Origin of the sequence: Aquimarina sp. AD10, from assembly GCF_003443715.1 — a bacterium.
Classification (GTDB): domain Bacteria; phylum Bacteroidota; class Bacteroidia; order Flavobacteriales; family Flavobacteriaceae; genus Aquimarina; species Aquimarina aggregata.
The window spans coordinates 2,864,121-2,887,944 of record NZ_CP031965.1 but is presented as its reverse complement, the minus strand read 5'-3'; the positions used below and the strand labels follow the sequence as shown (position 1 = coordinate 2,887,944).

Sequence of the window (23,824 nt, the reverse complement as noted above, 5' to 3'; positions counted from 1 at the left end):
ATTGATGTGTTATCGCATTTAGACTACAAAATAAACAAAAAAGAAAAGGTGTTTGGGATAAATGTGTAAGATCTGATAGAGCTTTTTTCTATTTGGATTGAAGTTTTTTTAATATAGCCGCTCCGCTACTATTTTTTGGATCTATTTCAACGGATTTTTTGTAGTTTTCAATTGCAAGTTCGTTATTTCCATCGGTCATGTATGCTTCGCCTAAGCTATCATATACATTTCCAGATTTAGGAAAAGCATCAACATTAAGTTTAAAAATTTCGATTGCTTCTTTAACTTTCCCTGATCGTAATAATTGGTAACCTGCGCTATTCATTTCTCTTTGGTCAATTTTATGAATTGCAGATTTTTTTAATTTTTTGAATTCTGCGAGACCAGAAGTGATACCATTTTTTTTGATGATATCTAGTAATGAAAATGCCAGCGATTTTTTAGGCTCTTCATAAGGAAGGTTATTAAGAATATTTGTGATAGCAGTAGTCATTTCTCCTAAATTAGTTCTTCCCGTATTATTGAGTAGTATAACAAAATTTTGATCAGATGGATATCTAGAGATAAGTGTATTAAAGCCATTAATACCTCCCCCATGACCTATCACTTTTATACTATCATTGCTTTTACCTATTTTTTGATACCGAATACTCCATCCATATCCATAGTTTGCTTTAAAAGGTGTATACATTAACTCTTTACTCTTTTTGGAAATTAATTTATCCGTATATAATGCTTGATCCCATAAATACAGGTCTTCTACGGTAGAGTACATTGATCCGGCAGCATAAGGGATAGACATATCTAGAAATCCAGCATTTAGATATGAATTTCCATTCTTTTGATAAGCTCCGGCTCTATTTTTTAGAATTGTATGGTGATGATCATAACCTGTATTGTTCATTTTTAATAGAGTAAAGATATTTTCTTGCAGCATTTGTTCATAAGTCTTACCTGATACTTTTTCTATGATATATCCTAGTAAGAAGTATCCTGAATTACTGTAGGCAAATTTTTGACCAGGTACGAATTGTAATGTAGAGTCTTTAAATACGTTAACAAATTCTTCTGGGGTGTATGGATTGCGAGATGTATTTTGAAAAAAACCAGCAAAGGAGGTATAATTTGGAATGCCAGAAGTATGTGTAAGTAAGTGATGAATTGTTATTTTATCCCCTGTGGCTTTGGTGTAATTAGGTAAATAAGTAGTGATCGGAACATCTAATTTTAATTTTCCTTGCTCAACTAATTGAAGAATTAACATTGCAGTGAATTGTTTCGTGATTGAACCCAATCGATGTTTAGTATCGGGTTTGTTCTTAATATCCCATTCCATATTAGCTAATCCAAATCCTTTCTTATATACTACTTTTCCCTTTTCTGCAACTAAAACAGAACCATTAAATTGGTTATATGATGAGTACAGTTGCATAACCTTATCAATCTTATCTACTTTGGTTTGTGCTGTAGAAATAGAGATTGTAATTAATTGAAAGAAGATACCAATACACAATATCCTTTTTGAAGTTTGACTTAAGTTAGATTTCATGATCGTGTGGTTTTTTGATTAAATGATTGTTGCGTAACTATATGTCTAACTATTTTTAAAATGTTACTAAGTATTTTTTGAAAGTAATGGATTTAGCTTTCTAGAGGTTCTGTGTATTTTACGATATCAATTCCGATACCGTTGGGATCTTCAATAGCAAAGTGTCTTTCACCCCATGGTTCGTCTTTTAGGTCAACTTTGATTTCGATATTTTGATTCTGCAAATTATGATAAAACTCATCAACATTTTCGACCTCAATCGTTAAATACATTCCTTGTCCTTGAAATTCTGGGTGAAAAAAAGGGTGTTGAGTGGGATGGTTGGGTAAAAGAAAACTAATTGTATCTTTTTTGTTTGGTGTATGTAATAAGAGATAAAATTCGTTCTCAAATTTTATAGTAAACCCTAGGTGTTCGATATAAAATGATTTTGTTTCCTGGAGTTTTGTGGTTAGAATTCCAGCATTTAGTCTCATGTTTTTAGGTTTTAAAATTTATGATTTATCTAATACTTTATGTTTTTTTAGCTTAGCCCAATCTGGCTGATATGTTTTGATAATTTCAAGATTCATTCGCAGTAATCCAATAGTTCCAATGCCCAATACAAACAATCCAATAGATATTTGATTTAATTCAGACTTTTTAGTAAAAAACATTGTGATAATGGCTAATGAAAAGATTGATAATACGAGTATACCTAAATAAATAATCCAAAGTTTTGCATTTTTTGGATTCCCAAATATTTTGTCACCAAGTTTAGTTCTTTTTTTTATGTCGGCAAGCGAAGTAAAACTAAGTCCAATTCCTATAAATAACAATCCTAAATTATAACTTTCAACAAAGTTTTGATTATCAAAGATTAGTGGTTTATAGCAATAATATAGAGCAATTATTAAAAAAGGATATTGTAAAAAACTTATATAATGAAATATTTTAAAGGTTTTTTCCATGATTAATCTATGTTTTCTGGAGTTTGAAATTTTAAAATCAGTTTTAATATAATTTATACGATATAACCCATTAACTTAAATCTTTAACTGCAGTTCCTGTAATCTTAATTTTTCCACCAAAAGGTAAAGCTTCTGCTTGATAGATAGTTCTTGCTGGTCTTTTACCTTCAGGGAATAGAGCAATATATAATTTATTTATTTCTGGTAAATATTTTAAATCATCAAATGCAATATCAATAAATACGACATCGTTTTTTGTAAACCCAGCATTTTTTAAAGCTGCAAAAAAGTTAGAGAATGCCAATTTGCCTTCTTCTAAAACGGTTCCAGAGACATAATCGCCATTAGGATCAACAGCCAATTGACCGCTTACAAAACACATATTGTTAACCACAACAGCATGGCTTATAGGATTGGGCCAATTAGGTAGTCCTTCTCCCGTTGTGATATATTTTTTTTTGCTCATATCCTTATGTATACATTATTATACTTTAAGATAGTTTCTTTGTAGGATAAGTTTTGGTATAGATTATTTTTTATAAACTTTGCCATCTTTCATTACAAACACAATATTTTCCATAGTGCTTATTTTTTTGATAGGATCATCATTTACAGCAACAATATCGGCTAGAAAACCAATGGCAATTTGTCCTAATTGATCCTGCATATTCAGAAGTTTCGCATTGGTTGTTGTAGCGCTTTGTATTGCTTCTATAGCTGGCATTCCTGCTTCTACCATAAATTCAAATTCTTTTGCGTTTTGGCCATGTTTATATACTCCAGCATCAGTACCAAAAGCAATTCCGACCCCTCTTTTATAGGCTTTACTAAAAGTGTTTTGAATTTTTGGCCCAATTTCGAGAGCTTTAGGAACAATAATGGCAGGATAGTAATTCTTAATAGCGGCTTTTTCGGTAACCTCTTTTCCGGCTGTAATAGTTGGTACTAAATACGCATCGTGTTGTTTCATTAAGTCCATGGTTTTTTCACTCATCAGAGTACCATGTTCAATAGTTTTTACACCTCCTAGTATAGCACGTTGCATCCCTTCGTCACCATGAGCATGTGCAGCAACATGAAAACCGTAGTCTTTTGCGGTTTCGCAAATAGCTTTTATTTCTTCTATAGTGAATTGCGGATTTGAACTACTTTTAGCTACACTAAGTACGCCACCAGTAGCGGTTATCTTAATAAGATCTGCGCCATTTTTATAACGTTGTCTTACTGCTTTTTTTGCATCACCAATACTGTTAACTACTCCTTCTTTAGGACCTGGGTCACCAATTAAAATTCTCTTACTTCCATTAGTGGGATCAGCATGACCTCCTGTGGTTGCTAAAGCTTTACCAGCTGTAAAAACTCTTGGACCATCTATTCTGCCTTTACTGATAGCTTTTTTAAGTGAGATATTAACACCACTACCGCCAAGGTCTCTTACGGTTGTGAATCCTGCCATTAGAGTAGTTTTGGCAAATTCTACAGAGTTATAAGCAATATCAGCTTCGTTATCAGTATATCGTTGTATATATTTTTTAGGGTTTGTTTCCTCTTCTAAATGAACATGCATATCAATCAATCCAGGCATTACCGTTTTACCTTTTAGATCAATAGTAGTATCTCCTTTTTTACCGGTAGTATATCCATCCTGAATTTTTGTTATTTTATTTCCCGATACCACTATGGTTTTTTCAATTAAGATTTTTCCAGCTTTGGTATCTATGATTTTTCCGCATTGTAAATACGTATCCTGCGCTTGCGAGAAAAAAGTACAAGCGAATATTAAAATAAGAGTGTGTAATTTTTGCATTGTGTGAAGTGTATAATTCTATATTAGGCTAAATATAGCCTAATTGAATGAGTTAACAAAAACACAAGGATATTACGGTCTATTTTAACAATTCTTCTAAATCTTCATCGATATAATCAGGGATCGAATCGGTAGCAATAATATCATTTGATAATACTTTCTTTTTTTGTTGTAATTGTATAATTTTCTCTTCAATAGTATTTTTAGTAATAAATCGTGTTACCGTTACAGGTTGTGTTTGACCTATCCTGTGTGCTCTTGCTATTGCTTGTTTTTCAATAAAAGGATTCCACCATGGGTCTAATAGGATAACATATGAAGCTTTGGTAAGATTAAGACCTACACCACCAGCTTTTAGTGAGATGAAAAATACAGAGATATCCTGATTCTCTTGAAAATCTTTTACATTTTGTTCCCGATCTTCACTTTTAGTTTGCCCAGTTAAAACAGTGTAACTTAAATTTTCTTGATCACACCAGTTAGTGTATAATTCTAGGTGAGATACAAAGGAGCTAAATACAAGTACTTTTTTATTTGATTTTGCAAGAGTGGAAATATAATTGGTTACATCTATAAATTTACCCGATGTAGTCTCTGTTTTAGAAAGGACTAATTTTGGGTGATTGGCTAATTGTCTTAACTTATTTAATGAGTTAAGAATGTGAATTTTGTTATTAGTTTGGGTATCTATACCAAGTAAAGCATTGCGGGCTGCCGATTTTTCAGATTCATATTGTTTTTCTTGTGCAGGTAACATTTCGGTGTAAACGATCTGTTCTGTAAGAGCGGGTAAATCTTTGGCTACTTGTTCTTTGGTACGCCTTAAAATAAAAGGATCGATAAGACCTTTTAGTACTTCGATACGATCTTGATTTCTATGCTTTTCTATCGGAATTTTAAAATGTTCCTTAAAAAAAGGAAAGCTTCCTAAGATTCCAGGATTAATAAACTGCATTTGCGACCAAAGATCAGATAACGAATTTTCTATGGGGGTACCACTTAATGATATTTTATGAGTAACATTAATAGTATTTATTGCAGTAAATACTTTAGATTCTTTATTTTTAATTTGTTGACTCTCGTCTAATATCAAGTAATTGAAGTTGATTTTTTCAAGAACCTTAATGTCTTTTGCAGCAGTGGCATAGGTAGTTAAAATAACATCATAATCTTGAAGATATGGTACTATTTCTTTTCTTGTCGCTCCAGTGTATTTTGCAATGCTAAAATGTGGTGCAAATTTTAAAATTTCTTGTGCCCAATTAAATATTAATGATGATGGTAATATAATTAGAGCCTTAAGGTATTTTTTTACCTCTAATGGATCATCAAATAGATCTAGTCTAACATTTTTTGTTGTGCCTTCTACAAGTTTTAGTTGTTCTTTTGCAAAAACAAGCATCGCTATAGTTTGTAATGTTTTTCCTAAACCCATATCATCGGCTAAACATGCACCTAGTTGATTATTATAGTGCTTTACCAACCATTGTACCCCTTCTTCTTGATAAGGACGTAAAGTAGCTTTAAGTAAAGGTGATTGGGTATATACAATTTCTGTAGCAGGTTTTAAATCCACTTCTTCAGGAGGAAGAACCTCCTGTAGTATTGTATAATTACTTTTATTGATAATAAGTGTGTCATCATTTACTTTGCCAAAATTAGCTAGCTTTTTATATCTAGTCATCCAGGATTCTGGAATCAAAAAAACGGTATCATCATCTATAGAAAAAATACGATTGTTTTGTTTAATATTATCTACAAATTTTGAAAACGGAATTTTAAAATCTCCTATCGTAATAATACCCTTTATATCAAACCAATCATTTTTTTTTTGGTTTTTAAAATCAATAGTGTAGGAAGCTAAGACTATATCTTTATCTTCAATTTGCGGGATAATTGAAGTGAAGCCATCTTCTGTAAGTTGATTTTTATACTCTCGATACCATTCAAATATAGAAAAAGGATCTTGTGAAGAAGTTTCTAATAATCGATTATTGTTAAGGTGTAGTCCTTTATTTATTAATAGATCAATGATTTTTTGTTCTTCTTCTGTGTTTCTTTTAGTTTGAATAATTTGTAGTTGTCCGCCTTCATCAAATAGTACTTGAGAGGCCGTTTTTTTAGTTTCATTACAATCAAAAATACTAGATTGATATTCAAAACTTACTTTTATGACATACTTGTCTGCGATAAAATCCTGAATGATTTCTATAGTGTACGCGGTGATTTCACTTTTGGTGGATACATCAAAACCAATTGCGGATATATTGACATTTTTGATCACCGGAATTATGATTTTTTCAACATATGTTTTGATGTGCTTTTGAGCTATAGTTATCACATCTTTTGTGAAAAATGGTTTTAATTTATTCGCATTTAAATTACTGATTTGGTATATTTTTTTATTGAGAATAATCCATGATGGATCATTTAATAAAATAACAATGTTATGTTGAGAAGGAATGTATTCTTTTTGATGATCACTAAGTGAGAAAGAGTATTCGATTCCATCATCGGTTTTGATGAATTTAAGTAATGGTTCTAATGCTTTTTCTTGATGTTGAATTCTGTATATTTCAGCAGGATCCTTTCTATTAGCATTATAGCAAATAGGGTATTTATTTTCGTTAATCAACATATAAAATGTTGCTAGTTTTCTATTTACAAAAGAAACAACCAGTTCTTTAGTCGTTTGATTTTCTAATAGTGCTGCTAGTTTTAACTTTTTTCTGCTTTTTTTAGGCTGAAATCGTTGTTCTAAAACAATTGGTTTTAATGCATCACATAATTCAAGGATTTGCTCATGAGGTGAATCCTTATAATTAATATGTAAACTGTCTAAGGTATTTAATGTAGCTTGTTTTTCAACATAGCTTAAAAGATTATCTTTTACAGATACAATATATGCTTCAGGAAGAGGTGGTAGCCCTAGAGAATCGTAAGGCGTAAGATTATAACAGATACGAAAAGAATCCATTTAGATATTTAATGCTTAAGTTTAGTAATTGAATATAATATGCCCTGAGAACATTCTCAAATCATACTATACTTTTGTTTTTTTATTTGAATTTAACTTACAAAGTCAATAATAGTTTTGGTAATAAAGTCGATTTGTTCATTATCCAATTCTGTGTGCATGGGTAATGAAATAACTTCTTTTACTAGTTGATTTGTAACAGTGAAATCAGCTTCGTTATATCTTTCATCAAGATATGCTTTTTGACTATGTAGAGGTATAGGGTAATAAACACCACAAGGAATGCCTTTTTCATTAAGGTGTTGCGCAAGAGCATCACGATCTACATCTATTACTTTTAGAGTGTATTGATGAAAAACATGACAATTGCACGTATCGCAAATGGTATCATGATTGGTTGCACAACCATTTCCTTTTATTTGCGGGGTGGTGATATTAGAAATGCCTTCGAAAGCTTTATTATATTTTCTGGCAGCTGCTCTTCTAGCGTTATTATATTGATCTAAATTAGGAAGTTTTGCTCTTAGAACGGCAGCTTGGATAGAATCCAACCTTGAGTTTACACCCACTACATCGTGGTGATACCTCTTATACATACCGTGATTTACAATCCCACGAATGGTATGCGCCAATTCATCATTGTTAGTAAAAATAGCACCTCCATCCCCATAACAACCTAAGTTTTTAGAAGGGAAAAATGAAGTAGAAGCAATATGGCCTATAGTTCCCGTTTTTAGAGTTTTTCCATCTTGAGACTTATAATCTGCACCAATCCCTTGTGCATTATCTTCAATAACAAATAATTTATGTTCGTTGGCAATTTCCATAATTTCATCCATATTAGCAGCTTGGCCAAACAAATGAACTGGTACTATAGCTTTCGTTTTTGGAGTTATAGCTTTTCTAATGGCCTTTGGATCAATATTAAAAGAGTCTGGTTCTACATCTACCAGTACAGGTGTTAGTTGTAATAAAGCAATTACTTCAACAGTGGCTGCAAAAGTAAAATCTGCAGTAATCACTTCGTCACCTGGTTTTAGCCCTAAACCCATCATGGCAATTTGTAAGGCATCTGTGCCATTTGCACATGGGATAACGTGTTTTATATTTAAGTATTCTTCTAATTCTTTTTGAAAATTATGAACTTCAGGTCCATTAATAAAGGCTGTCGACTGTATTACATCAAGTACAGACGAATCTACTTGCTCTTTTATTTGCTCGTATTGACCCTTAAGATCAACCATTTGTATTTTCTTCATAGATGTGTTTCTTGTAACCTCACGAAAGTACGAAATATTGATACTATAGCCAATGAGATTTTAAGGAAATAGCAATGCGACATGACAAATGAAATGACATTGATAATATATATAGTAATAGGTAAAGAAATATAATACATACACTAAAAATGTCACTTCATACATTCAAACTCTTATTTAATAAAAGTCACCTCTTTTTATTCTTAGTATTGATCTACATTTAAATCCTAGGTATAGAACATATACTTTTTTTAATTACAGTTTTATCAATTTAATTTTTAATCATGAAAAAAAAGTTTTTAACAGTAGCTATGATAGTTGCTTTTGTAGGAGTTTGTAATGCTGATTGTACAGTAACAACAGATTGCGGGGTAAGAAATTATGCAGGAAATAGTGTCTCAGCTTCTTCTTCTAATGGGGTGATAACAGTTTCTCAAAATGGAGAGATTATCGATACATTTGAGTGTAATGGAGGAGTATCGGCAAGTTGTTCTTCATCTTCAGGAGATGGTACTGGTGGCGGAGATAACGATTTTAATATTTGTGATTTTCTACCAGATTCAATCAAACCTTTTTTTGGATGTTAATATCCATATATCTCTAACATGTAAAACCAACTACGCGTGTATAAGAGATTTATTTTTTTAAGAAAATTATCTAATTACTCTTAAATCATAATAATTTGTTTACTGTATAACCATGTTTATTCCCAGATAGGCATGGTTATATTTTTATGTTAGATCATTTAATTTATAAGTATGCAATATTAAAAAGGTATTTTAAACAAAAAGCAAAGTATCTTATGCAGAACGCTATTTAAGATACTTTGCTTAAGGAGGGAAACGATTAATTTTTCAGGAATCGTATGATTTTAAAATCATTTGCTTTTAAAAGATAAATACCCGGAGATAGATACTTTAAATCTTCAGAAATATCTACTTTACCATGTTGATGTATTCTTCTTTTAAAATCTTTAATTGTTTTACCCGTTGTGTCATATATTGTAATTAAAAGGTTTTTAGTTGTATTTTGTTCTCCAATGTAGAGTGAGGCGTTATTTTTAACCGAGTTAGGAATTAATCTAATTGATTTTTCAGGTTTATCAGTAGGGGTGTTATTTACTGTCTTGGTTAAACTGTTTTTAACATCACCAACTACAAAACCAGAAATAATACTTCGCTTAAAATTTCCAGCGCTTTCCCCATTTAGAAACAGACTATATATACCTTCTTCTAAATTTTTGGAGTCAAAATAATAATGCTCACCTTTTTTTTCGAAAATGATTATCTCTGGAGCACTTTTTACAGGAGTGCCGTCTATTTTACTAGTTCTAGTAATTACCCCTCGTGCTTTTGAATTTACTAACAAATTAATATCATTTTTAGTTGCTTCAAAACTTACTTTTAAGACAGGATAGTTACTTTGGCTAATTTTATCTAATGACATTTTTATGCTATTGTTTTGTTTTACAAAAGCAGCATATTTTGAATCACTTTTAATGGTGACGTTATTTTCGGTAATAGAAATAATCGTTTTATGCTTTACAGGGCTTAGGTTTTTTGAAAATTTTATTTTGGTATTGTTTTTGTCAAAAATGTTAAACTCGCTAGATGGTTTTTCGTGCAAAATTTCTGCCATGGCATATTTACTATTCTTATCAAGTAAAATTTTATCGTATTTATTTTCAGAAGATATGATATAATAGTCACTCTCTATTTTGGAGTCATATAAAGTCGAATTTGAAGTAGCGCTATTTTTTTGAGAACGATTTTCGATATAAGATTTTATATATGGCCAACTAAACTGACCTAACCCAACATCTAGATGATCAAAAATAGCTCTTGAGTCGTTTTTTTTGAAAACATAAGTTGCTCCGGGTCTAAGTGTACTAGTATAAGGTGCTACACCATCATTTGCTCCTTGTACGGGTAAAAGTATTCCTCCAGTAAGTAAGAATGCTGCAGCCGCAATTGTTGATCCTTTATAAAACCCTGAAGCTCCTAATACTACAAATTTTTCAGGTTGATTATCTGGGTGATTATCCAAATATGGACGTACAACGTCTCTACAATAATAGGTGGTTGAGGTTCGTGCTCCCTCATTTAATCCCGTAAGACTCCATGCCCAATTAAGCCATGGCATTTGAGAGATATCGGCCAGGTACGTTCCCCAAAATGGAGTGCCCAATGCAAAGGCCTTTGTAACTTTGCTGTTTTTTTGATACTGAAACATTGCAGCTTCTGCTGCTTTACCGCCATTACTATGACCTACTAAATAGATGTCGGGAACATTAAATCGATCAGTTATAATATCAATAGCTTCTGCTAATAATTTACCATTTACCCAAATGCCTTTGCCTCTGGTAGTGGCAACAAAAATAGCTTGATAACCTTCATTATAAGTATCTTGATAAAACGAATTGTCAAAAAGAAATTGCCCTTGGTTAAGATCAATGTAACCATGGTTGAATACAATTACTTTACCATTGTAATTTGGAGGGGTAACACCATAATGAATAGTAGATTTAACAAGTGGACCAATAAATAATGGGTTTAATTTGTCGGGTGTAGGAAGTTGAACCTCTCTAAAGTTTTGTGCGCAAACGAGAACGCACGAAAATAAAGCAATTAAAGTAGTTTTTAATTTCATAGATATTGAGTTTGCGTGAATAATTGTATTAAATTATTAATTTTTCAAGACAAAAAATAGATAATAACTTATTTTCTAGTCTTTTTTATGTCGTATTGATAAAAAAAGAAGCGAACACTTTTAAATTTGGTATGTCTTTTTTTAAAGGAAATAGCGCAGTATTTTAGCAACTCATTAAAAAAGCATCATTTTTGGGTATTTTGTACAACATCTTAATCTCAATATTTAATGGGATACTTCCCGTAGTTAGTTTGTTAAGTTCTAAACTGAAATTGTTTGTATCGGGAAGAAAACATGTTTTTCGATTGTTAGAAGAAGAAATGTTGGTTAATCATAGAGTGTTATGGTTTCATTGTGCTTCTTTGGGAGAATACGAACAGGGAGTTCCTGTTATGGAATCTTTAAAAAAACAATATCCAAATCATAAACTGTTGGTTACTTTTTTTTCGCCTTCAGGATATGAGGCAAAAAAAAACAGTACTCTAGCAGATGTTATTATATACTTACCAATAGATACAAAAGTTAATGCCAAACGATTTATAGAGCTTGTACAACCAGAATTAGCTGTATTTGTTAAATATGAGTTTTGGCCAAATTTTTTAAATAGACTTAAGACACAAAATATCCCAACGGTTTTTATATCGACTAGTTTTAGAGAGGATCAAGCATTTTTTAAATGGTATGGTGGTTTTATGCGTAATGCTTTAAAAACAATAAATCATTTTTTTGTGCAAGATAAAATTTCTGAAAGTTTACTTGCTAAACATGGATTTACAAATAGTACATTAAGTGGGGATACTCGTTTTGATAGGGTTTCACATCAGATCGAAATGGATAATCAAGTTGACTTCATTGAGGAATTTATTGGGAATAAAGTTTGTATTGTGATGGGTAGTTCCTGGCCAGAAGACGAAACTGTTTTTGTTGATTTTGTCAATACAGCTTCAGACGAGATATGTTTCATAATTGCTCCTCATGAATTTAAAGCTACTGCAATGAAGCAATTACAGGAAAAAGTTAAAAAGAAAACTGTTTTATATTCAGAGAAAGATGGTAAAGACTTAAAGTCTTATCAGGTATTTGTTATGGATACGATCGGATATTTATCTAGGGTGTATAGCTATGGAGATATCGCATATGTTGGCGGTGCTATGGGGACAGGTGGACTTCATAATATTTTAGAACCTGCTACTTTTGGAATTCCGATTATAATAGGAAAGAATTTTGAGAAATTTCGAGAAGCAAAACAACTTCAAAAATTGGCGGGATTATTTTCTGTATCAAGTTCTGATGAGTTTAGTGAGATAACGAGTAAGCTCATTAATGATAAACAATTTCGAGAAAAGACTGGGATGATTGCAGGACACTTTATTAATAGTAATACAGGAGCTACTAATTTGATTATTAATTATCTTAAAGAGCTAATTAATAAGTAACCCCCTTTCTTAAAATCAATTTATCTCTTGTGCTTGTTTTAACAAGAACTAATTAATCTTTTTTTCTAAAAGAATATACTTTCGATTTTTTTATAAAAAACTAATTCTTATTTCAAAACATATTATGTTTTAAAGGAATAGAAAACGGTTTTACCGTACTGCTAAATAGTCTTTTAGGTATTTTTTTGAAATTTAAACCCCTCATTATCAAGGGTTTTTTCCTTTTTAAAATAGGAGATTTGTTCCTTGATCTTTATGCGCATGCCGTCTAGATTTGCTTTTGAAAATTAGTTGTATCTGATACAACCAAATATCATAGGGGCAAACAAACTTTTAAAACTAAATTAATTATGAAAAAACAATTTTTAAAAATGACGATGATGGCAATTATCCTAAGTATAGGGTTTATTGCTTGTGAAAAGGAAGAAGTAATAGCGGGAGATTCAAAAGCAGAACTTAATGAAGAACCAACTAAAGATGCTGTACTTCCTACAGAAGTTTCTCAAGATTTTCGCTCGATAGCCAAAGTGCAAAAAGACGGACATGAATTTAATTTCATCGCTTTGGGACAAGAGGATGAGATGGTAGTCGTAGAACGATTATACGGAGAAGCTTTGATTAATCAGGAAAAAGGGTTGATCAATGATAAAGAGATGACTGCTTTTGATGTTTTTGCTCAAGTCACAGCACAAAATGTATTGGTGCCAAATCGAATTGCTATGACGGCAAACAAAGATGTGTTAAAATCTTCTGGTCGACAGGTACTAAAGTCAGAGGAATATCTTGAAATACTAGATGATGCCTATGCTGAATTAGCAGAAAAAGCTGCTTGTTATAATGTTGGTGCTACAAATTTTAGAAATACGTATTGTAACGCACCGGTATCTTCTACGCCTTCGAATATAGAATTTTGTGATGAAGGGGCAAGAACTTCACCACTTACTAGAAGCTCATATTTTGGAGGAGCTTGGAGAGAATTAGATGATACGCGTACTTGGACAAATGTAATTTGTGGTAGAGTTCGTGTACAGTTTTACGCTTGGGAAAAAGATGGGATATGGCCATGGTCTGACTATAAATGGTTTCTTAAGTATCAAGTAGACTTTGATAACGGAATATGGTGGGCAAATTATTTGACATCAACAAATACAGAAAGAAAAGTGGTACGAACCAGAATTTCATCAAACGGGTCATATAGATCGTATACTAGATTTCACTAATCCTTTTTGATGTGGTTGTATAGATGCCAATAATAAGCGAAGGGTGTTACTCATATGCCTTTCGCTTTTTCAATAGTTTATGTATGCAATCTTATTCAGAAATTAAACGGTAACGGCCTGATTCAAATACCTTCTAAACGGAAGCATTTCTTTGTAAACAGTAAGGACTCTATCCATAAAATCATCTTTGAGAATGTCTTCTCTATTTAAAGGGTGAATAACCGCAAAAGTTTTATGTCGCAACAAATCTATGTGTTGATGATCAGAAGAATAGCCTTTAGGAGCTGTTTTTAATTTGTCTTCATCTGGTAACAAGCCACCAAATACATTTTTAAAACTTTTCTTATTAAGAATATTGATTAATTTTTCTCCATCATAGTCTATTGCCTCTCGTATGCTATTTAAAATTTTGTTGTCGGGTTTCCAGTAACCACCAGCTATTAAGCATTCTGATAGGCCAATATGTATATAAAAATCCCCTTGTTTTGTACGTTGATCTAATCCTGCACCAAAATGATCCTTATAAACAGGTTTGTTAGGGTGAAAGAGTAAATTATTATTTATACGATTAATACCCTTTTTGCCAGGGGTAGGGTAGTACTCTGGGTCTATTGTCGCTAGTTTACCGTCTACTTGGTCTAGCCATTTCACGAATGAATTTCTAACCGAATGATATTGCTTTCGATTGGCATCCATCCAATCTTTATGGTTATTATTTTGAAGATCGTGAAGAAACTCAAACAAGATATTAAAATCCATACAAGGTTACAGCTTAGAATAATCCATTTAACTCTGCATCTATCCGATTAATAATGTTACCTAAATCTTCAGGGTTATCTACAAAATTAAGATTATCAACATCTACAATAAGAAGATTGCCTTTATCATAATCGTGTGCCCACGCTTCATAACGTTCATTTAATCGACTTAGATAATCGATACTAATCGTGTTTTCATACTCTCGTCCGCGTTTATGGATTTGAGCAACTAGATTAGGAATACTACTTCTAAGATATATAAGCAGATCAGGACCTTCTACTACGTTTTCCATAAGATCAAAGAGAGATCTATAATTTTCAAAATCACGATTTGTCATCAGTCCCATAGCATGAAGATTTGGTGCAAAAATATAGGCATCTTCATATATGGTTCTATCTTGAATGATATCTTTTCCGCTTTCTCGAATATCAAGGATTTGTCTAAAACGACTGTTTAGAAAGTAAATTTGAAGATTGAAGGACCATCGTTCCATTTTATTATAGAAATCTTCTAAATATGGATTTTCTAATACATCTTCAAAATGAGCTTCCCATCTGTAATGTTTAGCAAGCAATCGGGTCAAAGTTGTTTTTCCGGCACCGATGTTTCCAGCTATAGCTATATGCATATTCGATTATTTTTCTTGGGCTGTTGTAAACTAAATACTAAAGTATGGGGTAAATATAGTGGATTTTATGAGTAACGTAAAAAGGATAGAAAAGAATTTCTATAAGATATGTGTTATATGTAGAAGTTATTTAGGGTTTTAAAAGCGAATAGAGGTATTTAATATACTAATTTATAACCATAGCCTCTAACATTGATAATTTTTATTGTGTCATCCTGTTTTAGTTTTTTACGAAGTTTACTTATGAAAACATCCATACTTCTTCCATTAAAAAAATCGTCGTCACCCCACAATTTTTTAAGTATCATAGACCTGTCTAATACTTGATTTTTGTTTTTTACTAAGTGAAATAGTAAATGAGCTTCTCTATGAGTTAATTGTTGGGTTTGTTGATCATGGTAGAGTAGTTGTTTTGTAAAATCAAAGGTGTATATTCCTATAGAAATGATTTCTGTCTTTTTTTGCAGGGCGCTACGATGAAGTAGGTTATTTATTCTCACAATTAGTTCTTCCATACTAAAAGGTTTTTTGAGATAGTCATTTCCCCCTATAGTGAAACCTTCAACAACATCATGTGTTTGTGACTTTGCTGTCAAGAAAATAATCGGTATTGTATCATCTTCTTTTCTAATTTCTTTGGCTAATGTGAAACCGTCTTTTTTGGGCATCATAACGTCAAGTACAATAAGTTTAGCGCTTTTTGTTTTATAAAGCGTATATGCTTCTTCACCATCTTGTGCAAGATGAACGTTAAAATTTCTAGTCTCTAAACTTTCTTTAATAATTTGACCTAAAGATGGTTCGTCTTCGGCTACTATTATTTCTATTGTTTTATTCATTTGGCAAGGTAATTTTGAAGTTTGTTAGCCCTTTGTCTAGTATAAGTTGTACGACGCCATTGTGTTTTTCAACAATGATTTTAGTATAAAACAAGCCTATTCCAAAACCTTTGATGTTGTGAGTATTACCCTTCGGAACGCGATAGAATTTTTCGAATATTCTATCTTTATGTGCTTTAGTAAGTTCTGATCCATTATCTGTAATTTCTATAGTAATGTGGTTGCTGGTCTTTTTTATGGATATGCCTATGATACTACCTCCATATTTTATGGCATTATCGATAATATTATTTATAGCGTTTTCAAAATGAAAAACATCTAAACTCGTCACCATGTTTGAGTGAGAAGAGGTAAACGTTATACTTTTATTTGGTGTATTATTTTTGTGTTTTTGTGAGATACTCTTTATCAAGGATATGATATCCACATCTTCAAGATCTAATTGTAGTTTATCACTATCTAGGGTAGCTGTTTCTAGAATTTTTTCAACCATAATATTTAACTTATGAAGTTGATTAGAAGACATCTCTACATATTTTTTTGTTTTTTCAGGATCATTTTTTGGATTGAAATTTTGAATTCCTTCTAGAGCGGCATTTATGGTTGCAATAGGAGTTTTAAATTCATGTGTTATATTGCTGATCAAGTCATTTTTTAATTCTGCCAATTGTTTTTGCTTATTTATGATTCGTAATAAAAATAATAAGCTTGCGATTACTGCACTTAATAATATAAATGATAGTAGAATTCCAACTAAGTTCTTCTTAAAAATTGTCAATTTTTCATTGACAAAAAACAATTCTAATGTACTTATTTCTGGTAAAAATGACGATTTTGATGTGGTTTGTAAAACCGCAGATTTAACAATAGGTGTATTAATCTCTTTTTTTTCTCTAAGGGAGTTGGTATACTTAAGACCATAATCAATATTGATGTTTTTTCGAGATAATTCTCTAAAAACCAATGTGTCTATTCTTGAAAGATTTAAAGAGTCTTGTGCAATAGATATAATGGCTTTTGAGGCAAGACTTTTAAATACGTCATTTATACTATCTTTATTATACGACTTGTTATCTTCCTCATGTTTTACAAGATGCGACATAAGGTCGGATTGGCATTTTATGATTTCTTCTTTTGATAAATTAGGACCTTTTAAGATATGAATGTTCTGTGTTGCCGAGTCCTTTACAACCGAAATCTTTACATCTTTATTTAGGTCAAAAGAATCTATACGTGTAAAGTTTTGAAAGGCAATTCTTCGATTTTTAAAAGCTTCTTCACGCTTTACCGTTTCTGATAACATACGATCAGTCATTATAAAAACGGTACTTTCTTTGGCGAGCTCTGTGAAGTATTCATCAACAGCATTGTCTAGACTGATTTGTACTTCATTTATTAATTGCTGTTTTCCTGTTCTATAATTTTTATAATTCCAGTAAACTTGAATTGCTAATGTGATCATAATCACGCTAGCAATAAAATAGATAATACTCTGGTAACTTCCTTTTCGCATAATCCAAAAGTAAGATTCTTATCCAATATAAAACGAATCGGTTAACACACGTTAACACTGGTTAACTCATAGATTGATATTGACTTCACATATTTGTACTGTATAAATCAAAAAACAAAAGTTATGATACGAGTTTTAATATTGATATTCTTATTTGCATGTAAGAGTTTATGTTCTCAAAATTTTCAGGGCGTGGTAACATATAAAACAAATCGCAAGATAGATTTTAATGCAGATGATTCTAAAATGAATGCAGATATGCAAAAACAAATTCAGGAAATGCTTAAAAAGCAATTTCAGCGAGAATATTCTTTGAGTTTTACGAACTCTGAATCTGTTTATAAAGAGGTGCAAAATCTGGAAACACCTAAGTCTTCGGGTGGTATGACTATTATTATGGCTGGATCAGGTATTTCTGATGTTTTATATAAAAATATAAAAGAGAAAAGATATGCTAATAAAAGAGATATGATGGGTAAACTGTTTTTAATAAAGGATGATCTTGAAAAATTAGATTGGAAATTAGAAGATGAAACGAAAAAAATAGGTGCTTACCAGTGTTATAAGGCAACTGCAAAACGTATGAGACGAATTCAAAATACGTTAAGCACTATGAACAGTGAGGAAGAAAAGGGAGAACCTAAAGAAGAGGAGATTACAATTACTGCCTGGTATACTCCTGAAATTCCAATATCTAATGGTCCAGGAAACTATGGGGGATTACCAGGTTTAATACTCGAGGTTAATGATGGAGAAGAAAACATATTATGTTCTAAAATAGTCCTTAATCCCAAGAAAGAAATTGAAATTAAAGAACCTACTAAAGGAAAAATAATTAAAGAACAAGAGTTTGAGCGTATTATGGAGAAAAAAATTAGAGAAATGGAAAGTCATATGTCTAGAAGAGGTGGTGGAGATGGTATGAGAATACGAATAGGAGGGTGATTATAAAATCAAAAACACATACAGTTATAGTGTGTTCAAGAATAAGTAATTAGTATTCAAAGCCTCTACAGTAGTACTGTTAAAGTACTCTCTAAAGTAGAGAGAATCAATCAGAAATATGAATCAGAAAATACAACTACTGGTATTCCTTATCGGAATGGCCCAGATCATCAATGCTCAAAAAGTACAGATTTCAGGAGTTGTCAAAGATTCTACAGGAAATTTGATAGAGATGGCAAATGTAATCGCATATCTAAAATCTGATAATACGATGGTAGGGTATGGGATTACAAATTCTGATGGAAGGTATAAAATTTCAGTACCAGAATATAAGAATTATGTTCTTAAAGTTAGTTATATAGGACTTTATGCAGAAGCTAAGTCTATAGAAGCAAAAACGGGAGATATAATTGCTGATTTTGAAATGAAACCTCAGGAAAATGATTTGGATGAAGTAGAGATTGTATATGAAATTCCAGTTGTGATAAAAGGTGATACTTTGGTTTATAATACAGATTCATTTGTAAACGGCACTGAAAAAAAATTGGGAGATGTGCTTAAAAAACTACCCGGGATCGTAGTAAATGATGAAGGAGAAATTGAAGTAGAAGGTAAGGCAGTTTCTAAAGTAATGATCGAAGGAAAAGATTTTTTTGATGGAGATTCAAAATTGGCAACCAATAATATTCCGGCCGATGCGCTGGATAAAGTAGAAGTACTTCGTAACTATGAAGATGTAAGTCAAATGAAAGGTCTTAGTAATTCTCAGGATCAAATAGCAATTAATATAAAGCTTAAAGAAGGGAAAAAGAACTTTTGGTTTGGCGATATTTCGGTAGGCTCAGGAATAGGAGAAACAGAACGATATATAGTTAAACCTAAATTGTTTTATTATAGCCCGTCTTATAGTATCAATGTTCTTACCGATTTTAATGATATTGGTGAAGTTCCGTTTACAAGAAGAGACTATTTTAGGTTTACTGGTGGTTTTAGAAATTTTGGAAGAGCAGGAACCTCCTTTTCTATTTCAGGTGATGATCTTGCTTTTACTACATTGCAAAATAATCGAGCAAATGAGATTAACACTAAATTTGGAGCTGCTAATTTTAGTCTTACAGCTAGTAAAGTTTTAGATCTTAGTGGTTATAGTATCATAAGCGATACTAAGGTCGATTTAGTAACAAATACAAACAGAGTATATATCGATGATACTTTAGATGAAACGGATAATACTATTGAAGAAACTTCAGAAAATACCCAACAGAGAAACACTTTAGGATTGTTAAAATTAAGTGCTAGTTATAAACCGAATAATAAATTTAGGTTAGATTATGATATTTTTGGAAAGCTTTCTAGACAAGAACAGAGAAACATTTTTCTTTCTACAAGAGCTGGGGTTTCAGAAGATATTAATGAAAATTTAGAAAACACTCCATTTTCTCTACAACAAAATGTAAATGCTTATTACACGCATAATTCTAAAAATGTTTTTTCTTTAGAAATACAACACCTTTTCCAACAAGAAACTCCTTTTTATAATGCTATAAGAAATCAAATTCCTTTCAGAGGTGTCTTTACCCAGATTAATGACCCTTTAACTCCCGATACAGATGTTTTCGATCCACTACAGAGATCAGATAGATATAATGTTAATCAGGATAGAAGTATAAAAACAAACAAATTAGATACAAGATTAGATTATTATTATGTCTTAAACAAAAAGAGTAATCTTAATTTTACACTCGGGATCACAAGAAGTAATCAAAATTTTGATTCAAACATTTTTCAAATCTTAGATACTGCAAACAGAAATGATTTTGAGTCAAATTTATTTAATAACGATGTAAAATATAATTTTAGGGATATTTACACAAGTCTACATTATAAATTTATTAAAGGAATTTTTACGATTAATCCAGGGGTGAGTCTTCATAATTATGATTTAAAAGATAGGCAATTAGGAACCGTAATTGAACAAAACGAATGGCAAATATTACCAGATCTTTTTATTTTGGCTCAACTGAAGAGTAGTTCAAGTTTACGATTGAATTATTCAATAACAGCAGATTATACAGATATTAAAAGATTAGCGTCAGGTTATGTTTTTAATACTTACAATACGTTAACACAAGGAAATCGTAACCTAGAAAATGCTTTGTTTGATAGTTATACCTTGAATTATTTTAGTTTCAATAGATTTAATTATACCAATATTTTTGCAAGTGTTAATTACGTTAATAGGCGTAACCCAATTAAAAGTACAAGTGCTGTTAATGGTATTAATACAGTAAGTACATCAGTTAATTCAAATTTTGCAGATCAAGTATTCTCTATCAACGGGAAATTTAGTCGATCATTAGGAAAAGTAAATGGAGAGTTTAATGTGAATTTAAATTGGTCTAGTTTTAATAATATTGTAAATACTAGACCAAGTGAGAGTGTGAGCTTTACTCAGGTATATAGCACAGAATGGTCATCGAATTTTAAGAAAGGACCAAACTTTGATTTGGGATATAGTATTTCTGTGAATGATTATGATAATAATGGATTAGAGACTACATTTTATACAAGTAGGCCATTCGCTCGGTTAGATTGGCTCATGGCCAAGGGGCTGTTGCTAAAATCTTCATACAGCTATTACAACTATAGTAATGGGCAAAGAACACTAAATGAATATAGCTTTTTAGATTTAGATTTACGCTATCAAAAATCAGGTAAAAATTGGGAATATAAATTTTCGGTCTCAAATGCGTTAAACACAAATAGTATCAATAGAGATAATTTTAATGAGCTATATAATAGCACTTCTAGGTATACAGTTCAGCCCAGATATTGGATATTAAGTGTAAAATATAATTTGTAATTATTATCTTAGTTTTTACGACAAACAGATAAAATAATAGATATGACCATATATAAAGTATTTGGATTTCTTTTGATAATGTTAACTATTTCATCGTGTAATCAAAACAAAAAAGATACGTCTAAGATTGAAAAACTAAATTCAAATCATAAAATGGAAGTAACTAAAGGACAAGGAATCGTAACAAAGACAAGTTCTAAGAGTTTTGAAGAAACATATAACACCTTGGTTGAGGTTATTACAAACAATCCCAATCTAAAAATAATTGCAGAGTTAAATCATCAGGCAAATGCTGCATCTGTTGGATTAGAGTTAAACCCAACAAGAATAATAATGTTCGGAAATCCTAAGTTAGGAACTCCTTTAATGCAAAATGCACAGTCTATTGGGTTGGATTTACCACAAAAAATCTTAGTTTGGCAGGACAATGATGTTGTAAAAGTTTCATATAACGATCCTACATACCTCCAAGAAAGACATGGTGTTGAAGGAAAAGATGAAATATTACAAAAAATAAAAGGCGCTTTAGATGGTTTGACTAACAAGGCTATAAACCCGCAATAACAAGCCTTTTTAGTTTTGTAACGTTACTTTGATGGGCCCACCATTAGAAACAAAGCGTCCACCTATTTCGTCAATATTTATATCCAATTCATCTTGGGTACTTATATCATTTAAATCTACTCGAAGTTTATCATAGGTATCTATGTTTTTAATATTTACATCGATTTGATCAGAATTACTTAGTCTAACGGTAATAGATCCATCTTCGTTAATAGGAAGTGCTCCATATTTTGTATTTGAAACTTCGTTTGCATGAGCCTTTGGAATAATGTCAATATCCCTAACGACGATAATAACAAGGCATAATGCAATAACTGTTAGAATTAATTTGGTATAACTATCACTTTTCATAATATATAATTTAAAGTTTACAGTTTAGGCACCAATAAAGATGCCAAAGCAAACAACCTCTTTTTTAGAGGTTGTTTTTTATAGATACACTTATTCTTTTTCGAAACTGTGTATAAAATACTCTATGTGTTTTTTATAAGATATGATTTTTAAAAACAATATATTAGTATAAATGACTTAAAATCAGATTAAAAAGATTATTTTTGCGCTTTTTTTAAGCAATAATATTATCTGAAAAACGTTTTTTGAGATAGTATAACTAACTGGCCCCAAATGATAACTAGTCCCAATAACCGATTACATTTTCTAGATGCAATTAGAGCATTCGCGATTATAATGATGCTTCAAGGACATTTTGTATATACGCTCTTAGCAGATGAATATCGAGATACAAGTAATACTATTTTTAATATATGGGAATATTTTAGAGGGATGACAGCTCCTACTTTTTTTACTATAACGGGCTTCATCTTTACGTTTCTATTATTAAAACAAGGTACGATAGGTATTGATAATCCGCGAGTTTTAAAAGGTGTAAAACGTGCCATTAAAGTTATTTTATGGGGGTACTTACTTCGTTTGAGTCTTTACGCTCTATATGCTGGTGGTGTAAACCCATCATTTTATTATGTAGATGTACTTCAGTGTATTGGTACATCTTTGTTATTGTTAATTGGAATTTATCTTATTGCTAGTAAATATGGAGTCGTTTTTTTTCAAAATACGATCTTAGTCATTGGTACGGTAATTTTTCTTTTACAGCCTATGTATGAAGCTTGTATTTTAGAATTTTTACCAAAAACCATAGCTAATTATTTTACACATACCAATGGATCTATTTTTACAATTTTTCCTTGGTTTGGATATGTGTGTTTTGGTGGTTTTATGGCATCTTTATTTTTGAAGTACTTAAAACAAAAAGACTTTTATCGGTATGCGATAATGGTTTATCTTCTTGCCGGTTTTGTATTGATGTATTTTTCGTCTAGTTTATTAATGTCTTTACATGATATTACATCTCTGGAGATCTTCAAATCTGTAGCCTATAATAATTTTCTATTTATAAGACTTGGAAATGTGTGTGTGCTTTTTGCTGTTTTTATAATACTTAGAAATCTTGTTTCGCATCCTGTTGTTACTAAAGTAGGAGGAAAAACATTGTCAATTTATATTCTGCATTTTTTCATCCTTTATGGTAGTTGGTTCGAATTTGGCCTTAATCGCTTTTTTTATCGAGCTTTAGCACCAACAGAAGCATTAGTGGGTGCTCTGTTATTTGTTATTGGTATATGCGCTTTGGTATTATACTATTTTAAGTATCAATCAGAGTTAAAATTGCTTTTGCACAATTTACTAGAAGTTTTTTATAAGAAAACGTCTATTAATTTCTCGAATATTTCGACAACAATTAAAGATAACATGGTACGCAGCTATAAAAAAATAAGATATAATAAGAGGTAGGTCTATTTGTTTTTTTTGAATTTTTTTTCTTATTTCTTTAAAAATCAGTATCTT

The 23,824-nt window shown here is 31.3% G+C and carries 20 protein-coding genes; 7 read left to right on the top strand and 13 right to left on the bottom strand.

Features of this window, described 5'->3' with window-relative positions; translation table 11 throughout:
* Positions 1 to 88 precede the first annotated feature (88 nt).
* The 7 genes from D1816_RS12000 to D1816_RS11970 all read right to left on the bottom strand — a co-directional run bounded on the left by D1816_RS12000 (position 89) and on the right by D1816_RS11970 (position 8,542).
* Complete coding sequence (locus tag D1816_RS12000; protein ID WP_118503132.1) at positions 89 to 1,549, bottom strand: serine hydrolase; 1,461 nt, start codon at positions 1,547 to 1,549, stop codon at positions 89 to 91.
* Positions 1,550 to 1,641: 92 nt separating this feature from the next.
* Positions 1,642 to 2,025 (bottom strand): VOC family protein, encoded by a 384-nt coding sequence (locus D1816_RS11995; protein WP_118503130.1) that lies wholly within the window; start codon positions 2,023 to 2,025, stop codon positions 1,642 to 1,644.
* Positions 2,026 to 2,043: 18 nt separating this feature from the next.
* Entirely contained in the window at positions 2,044 to 2,499 is a 456-nt protein-coding gene (locus D1816_RS11990) for a hypothetical protein (protein WP_118503128.1), read from the bottom strand.
* A 70-nt stretch (positions 2,500 to 2,569) separates the two neighbouring features.
* The gene (locus D1816_RS11985; RefSeq protein WP_118503126.1) at positions 2,570 to 2,965 is read right to left on the bottom strand and encodes a RidA family protein; all 396 of its coding nucleotides are present in this window, start codon (positions 2,963 to 2,965) and stop codon (positions 2,570 to 2,572) included.
* A 63-nt stretch (positions 2,966 to 3,028) separates the two neighbouring features.
* On the bottom strand, positions 3,029 to 4,306 hold the full coding sequence (locus tag D1816_RS11980) for an amidohydrolase family protein (protein ID WP_118503124.1): 1,278 nt from the start codon (positions 4,304 to 4,306) through the stop codon (positions 3,029 to 3,031).
* 79 nt (positions 4,307 to 4,385) lie between these two features.
* A complete protein-coding gene (locus tag D1816_RS11975; RefSeq protein WP_118503122.1) occupies positions 4,386 to 7,283 on the bottom strand; it encodes a DEAD/DEAH box helicase in 2,898 nt (965 codons plus the stop codon).
* Between the two features lie 92 nt (positions 7,284 to 7,375).
* Positions 7,376 to 8,542: a DegT/DnrJ/EryC1/StrS aminotransferase family protein gene (locus D1816_RS11970; protein ID WP_118503120.1), complete on the bottom strand. Its 1,167-nt coding sequence runs from the start codon at positions 8,540 to 8,542 to the stop codon at positions 7,376 to 7,378.
* Between the two features lie 284 nt (positions 8,543 to 8,826).
* Between D1816_RS11970 and D1816_RS11965 the strand changes: the two genes are divergently transcribed.
* Positions 8,827 to 9,129, top strand: a complete 303-nt coding sequence (locus D1816_RS11965; protein ID WP_118503118.1) for a hypothetical protein — start codon at positions 8,827 to 8,829, stop codon at positions 9,127 to 9,129.
* A 259-nt stretch (positions 9,130 to 9,388) separates the two neighbouring features.
* Here D1816_RS11965 and D1816_RS11960 read toward each other — a convergent pair whose 3' ends face one another.
* The gene (locus D1816_RS11960) at positions 9,389 to 11,191 is read right to left on the bottom strand and encodes an alpha/beta hydrolase (protein ID WP_118503116.1); all 1,803 of its coding nucleotides are present in this window, start codon (positions 11,189 to 11,191) and stop codon (positions 9,389 to 9,391) included.
* Between the two features lie 305 nt (positions 11,192 to 11,496).
* Between D1816_RS11960 and D1816_RS11955 the strand changes: the two genes are divergently transcribed.
* Positions 11,497 to 12,627: a 3-deoxy-D-manno-octulosonic acid transferase gene (locus D1816_RS11955; protein WP_369887307.1), complete on the top strand. Its 1,131-nt coding sequence runs from the start codon at positions 11,497 to 11,499 to the stop codon at positions 12,625 to 12,627.
* Positions 12,628 to 12,977: 350 nt separating this feature from the next.
* The gene (locus tag D1816_RS11950; RefSeq protein WP_118503112.1) at positions 12,978 to 13,847 is read left to right on the top strand and encodes a hypothetical protein; all 870 of its coding nucleotides are present in this window, start codon (positions 12,978 to 12,980) and stop codon (positions 13,845 to 13,847) included.
* 102 nt (positions 13,848 to 13,949) lie between these two features.
* Here D1816_RS11950 and D1816_RS11945 read toward each other — a convergent pair whose 3' ends face one another.
* The 4 genes from D1816_RS11945 to D1816_RS11930 all read right to left on the bottom strand — a co-directional run bounded on the left by D1816_RS11945 (position 13,950) and on the right by D1816_RS11930 (position 17,586).
* Positions 13,950 to 14,606, bottom strand: coding sequence for a DUF2461 domain-containing protein (locus D1816_RS11945; protein WP_118503110.1), 657 nt, complete (start codon positions 14,604 to 14,606; stop codon positions 13,950 to 13,952).
* A 13-nt stretch (positions 14,607 to 14,619) separates the two neighbouring features.
* The gene (locus D1816_RS11940) at positions 14,620 to 15,234 is read right to left on the bottom strand and encodes a deoxynucleoside kinase (protein ID WP_066316907.1); all 615 of its coding nucleotides are present in this window, start codon (positions 15,232 to 15,234) and stop codon (positions 14,620 to 14,622) included.
* A gap of 158 nt (positions 15,235 to 15,392) precedes the next feature.
* Positions 15,393 to 16,073, bottom strand: a complete 681-nt coding sequence (locus D1816_RS11935) for a response regulator transcription factor (RefSeq protein ID WP_118503108.1) — start codon at positions 16,071 to 16,073, stop codon at positions 15,393 to 15,395.
* Complete coding sequence (locus D1816_RS11930) at positions 16,066 to 17,586, bottom strand: sensor histidine kinase KdpD (protein WP_118503106.1); 1,521 nt, start codon at positions 17,584 to 17,586, stop codon at positions 16,066 to 16,068. Before D1816_RS11930 ends, D1816_RS11935 begins: the two co-directional genes overlap by 8 nt.
* A 123-nt stretch (positions 17,587 to 17,709) precedes the next feature.
* Between D1816_RS11930 and D1816_RS11925 the strand changes: the two genes are divergently transcribed.
* The 3 genes from D1816_RS11925 (at position 17,710) to D1816_RS11915 (ending at position 21,958) form a co-directional block, all read left to right on the top strand.
* On the top strand, positions 17,710 to 18,531 hold the full coding sequence (locus tag D1816_RS11925) for a GLPGLI family protein (RefSeq protein WP_118503104.1): 822 nt from the start codon (positions 17,710 to 17,712) through the stop codon (positions 18,529 to 18,531).
* 118 nt (positions 18,532 to 18,649) lie between these two features.
* Positions 18,650 to 21,394 carry a carboxypeptidase-like regulatory domain-containing protein gene (locus D1816_RS11920; protein ID WP_118503102.1) on the top strand — a complete coding sequence of 915 codons (2,745 nt, stop codon included), beginning with the start codon at positions 18,650 to 18,652 and terminating at the stop codon, positions 21,392 to 21,394.
* A 42-nt stretch (positions 21,395 to 21,436) separates the two neighbouring features.
* On the top strand, positions 21,437 to 21,958 hold the full coding sequence (locus D1816_RS11915; protein ID WP_118503100.1) for a DUF302 domain-containing protein: 522 nt from the start codon (positions 21,437 to 21,439) through the stop codon (positions 21,956 to 21,958).
* Positions 21,959 to 21,967: 9 nt separating this feature from the next.
* On the opposite strand, the gene D1816_RS11910 is transcribed toward D1816_RS11915, so the two are convergent.
* A complete protein-coding gene (locus tag D1816_RS11910) occupies positions 21,968 to 22,309 on the bottom strand; it encodes a hypothetical protein (RefSeq protein ID WP_118503098.1) in 342 nt (113 codons plus the stop codon).
* Positions 22,310 to 22,582: 273 nt separating this feature from the next.
* Between D1816_RS11910 and D1816_RS11905 the strand changes: the two genes are divergently transcribed.
* Positions 22,583 to 23,770: a heparan-alpha-glucosaminide N-acetyltransferase domain-containing protein gene (locus D1816_RS11905; RefSeq protein ID WP_118503096.1), complete on the top strand. Its 1,188-nt coding sequence runs from the start codon at positions 22,583 to 22,585 to the stop codon at positions 23,768 to 23,770.
* Positions 23,771 to 23,824: the final 54 nt, after the last annotated feature.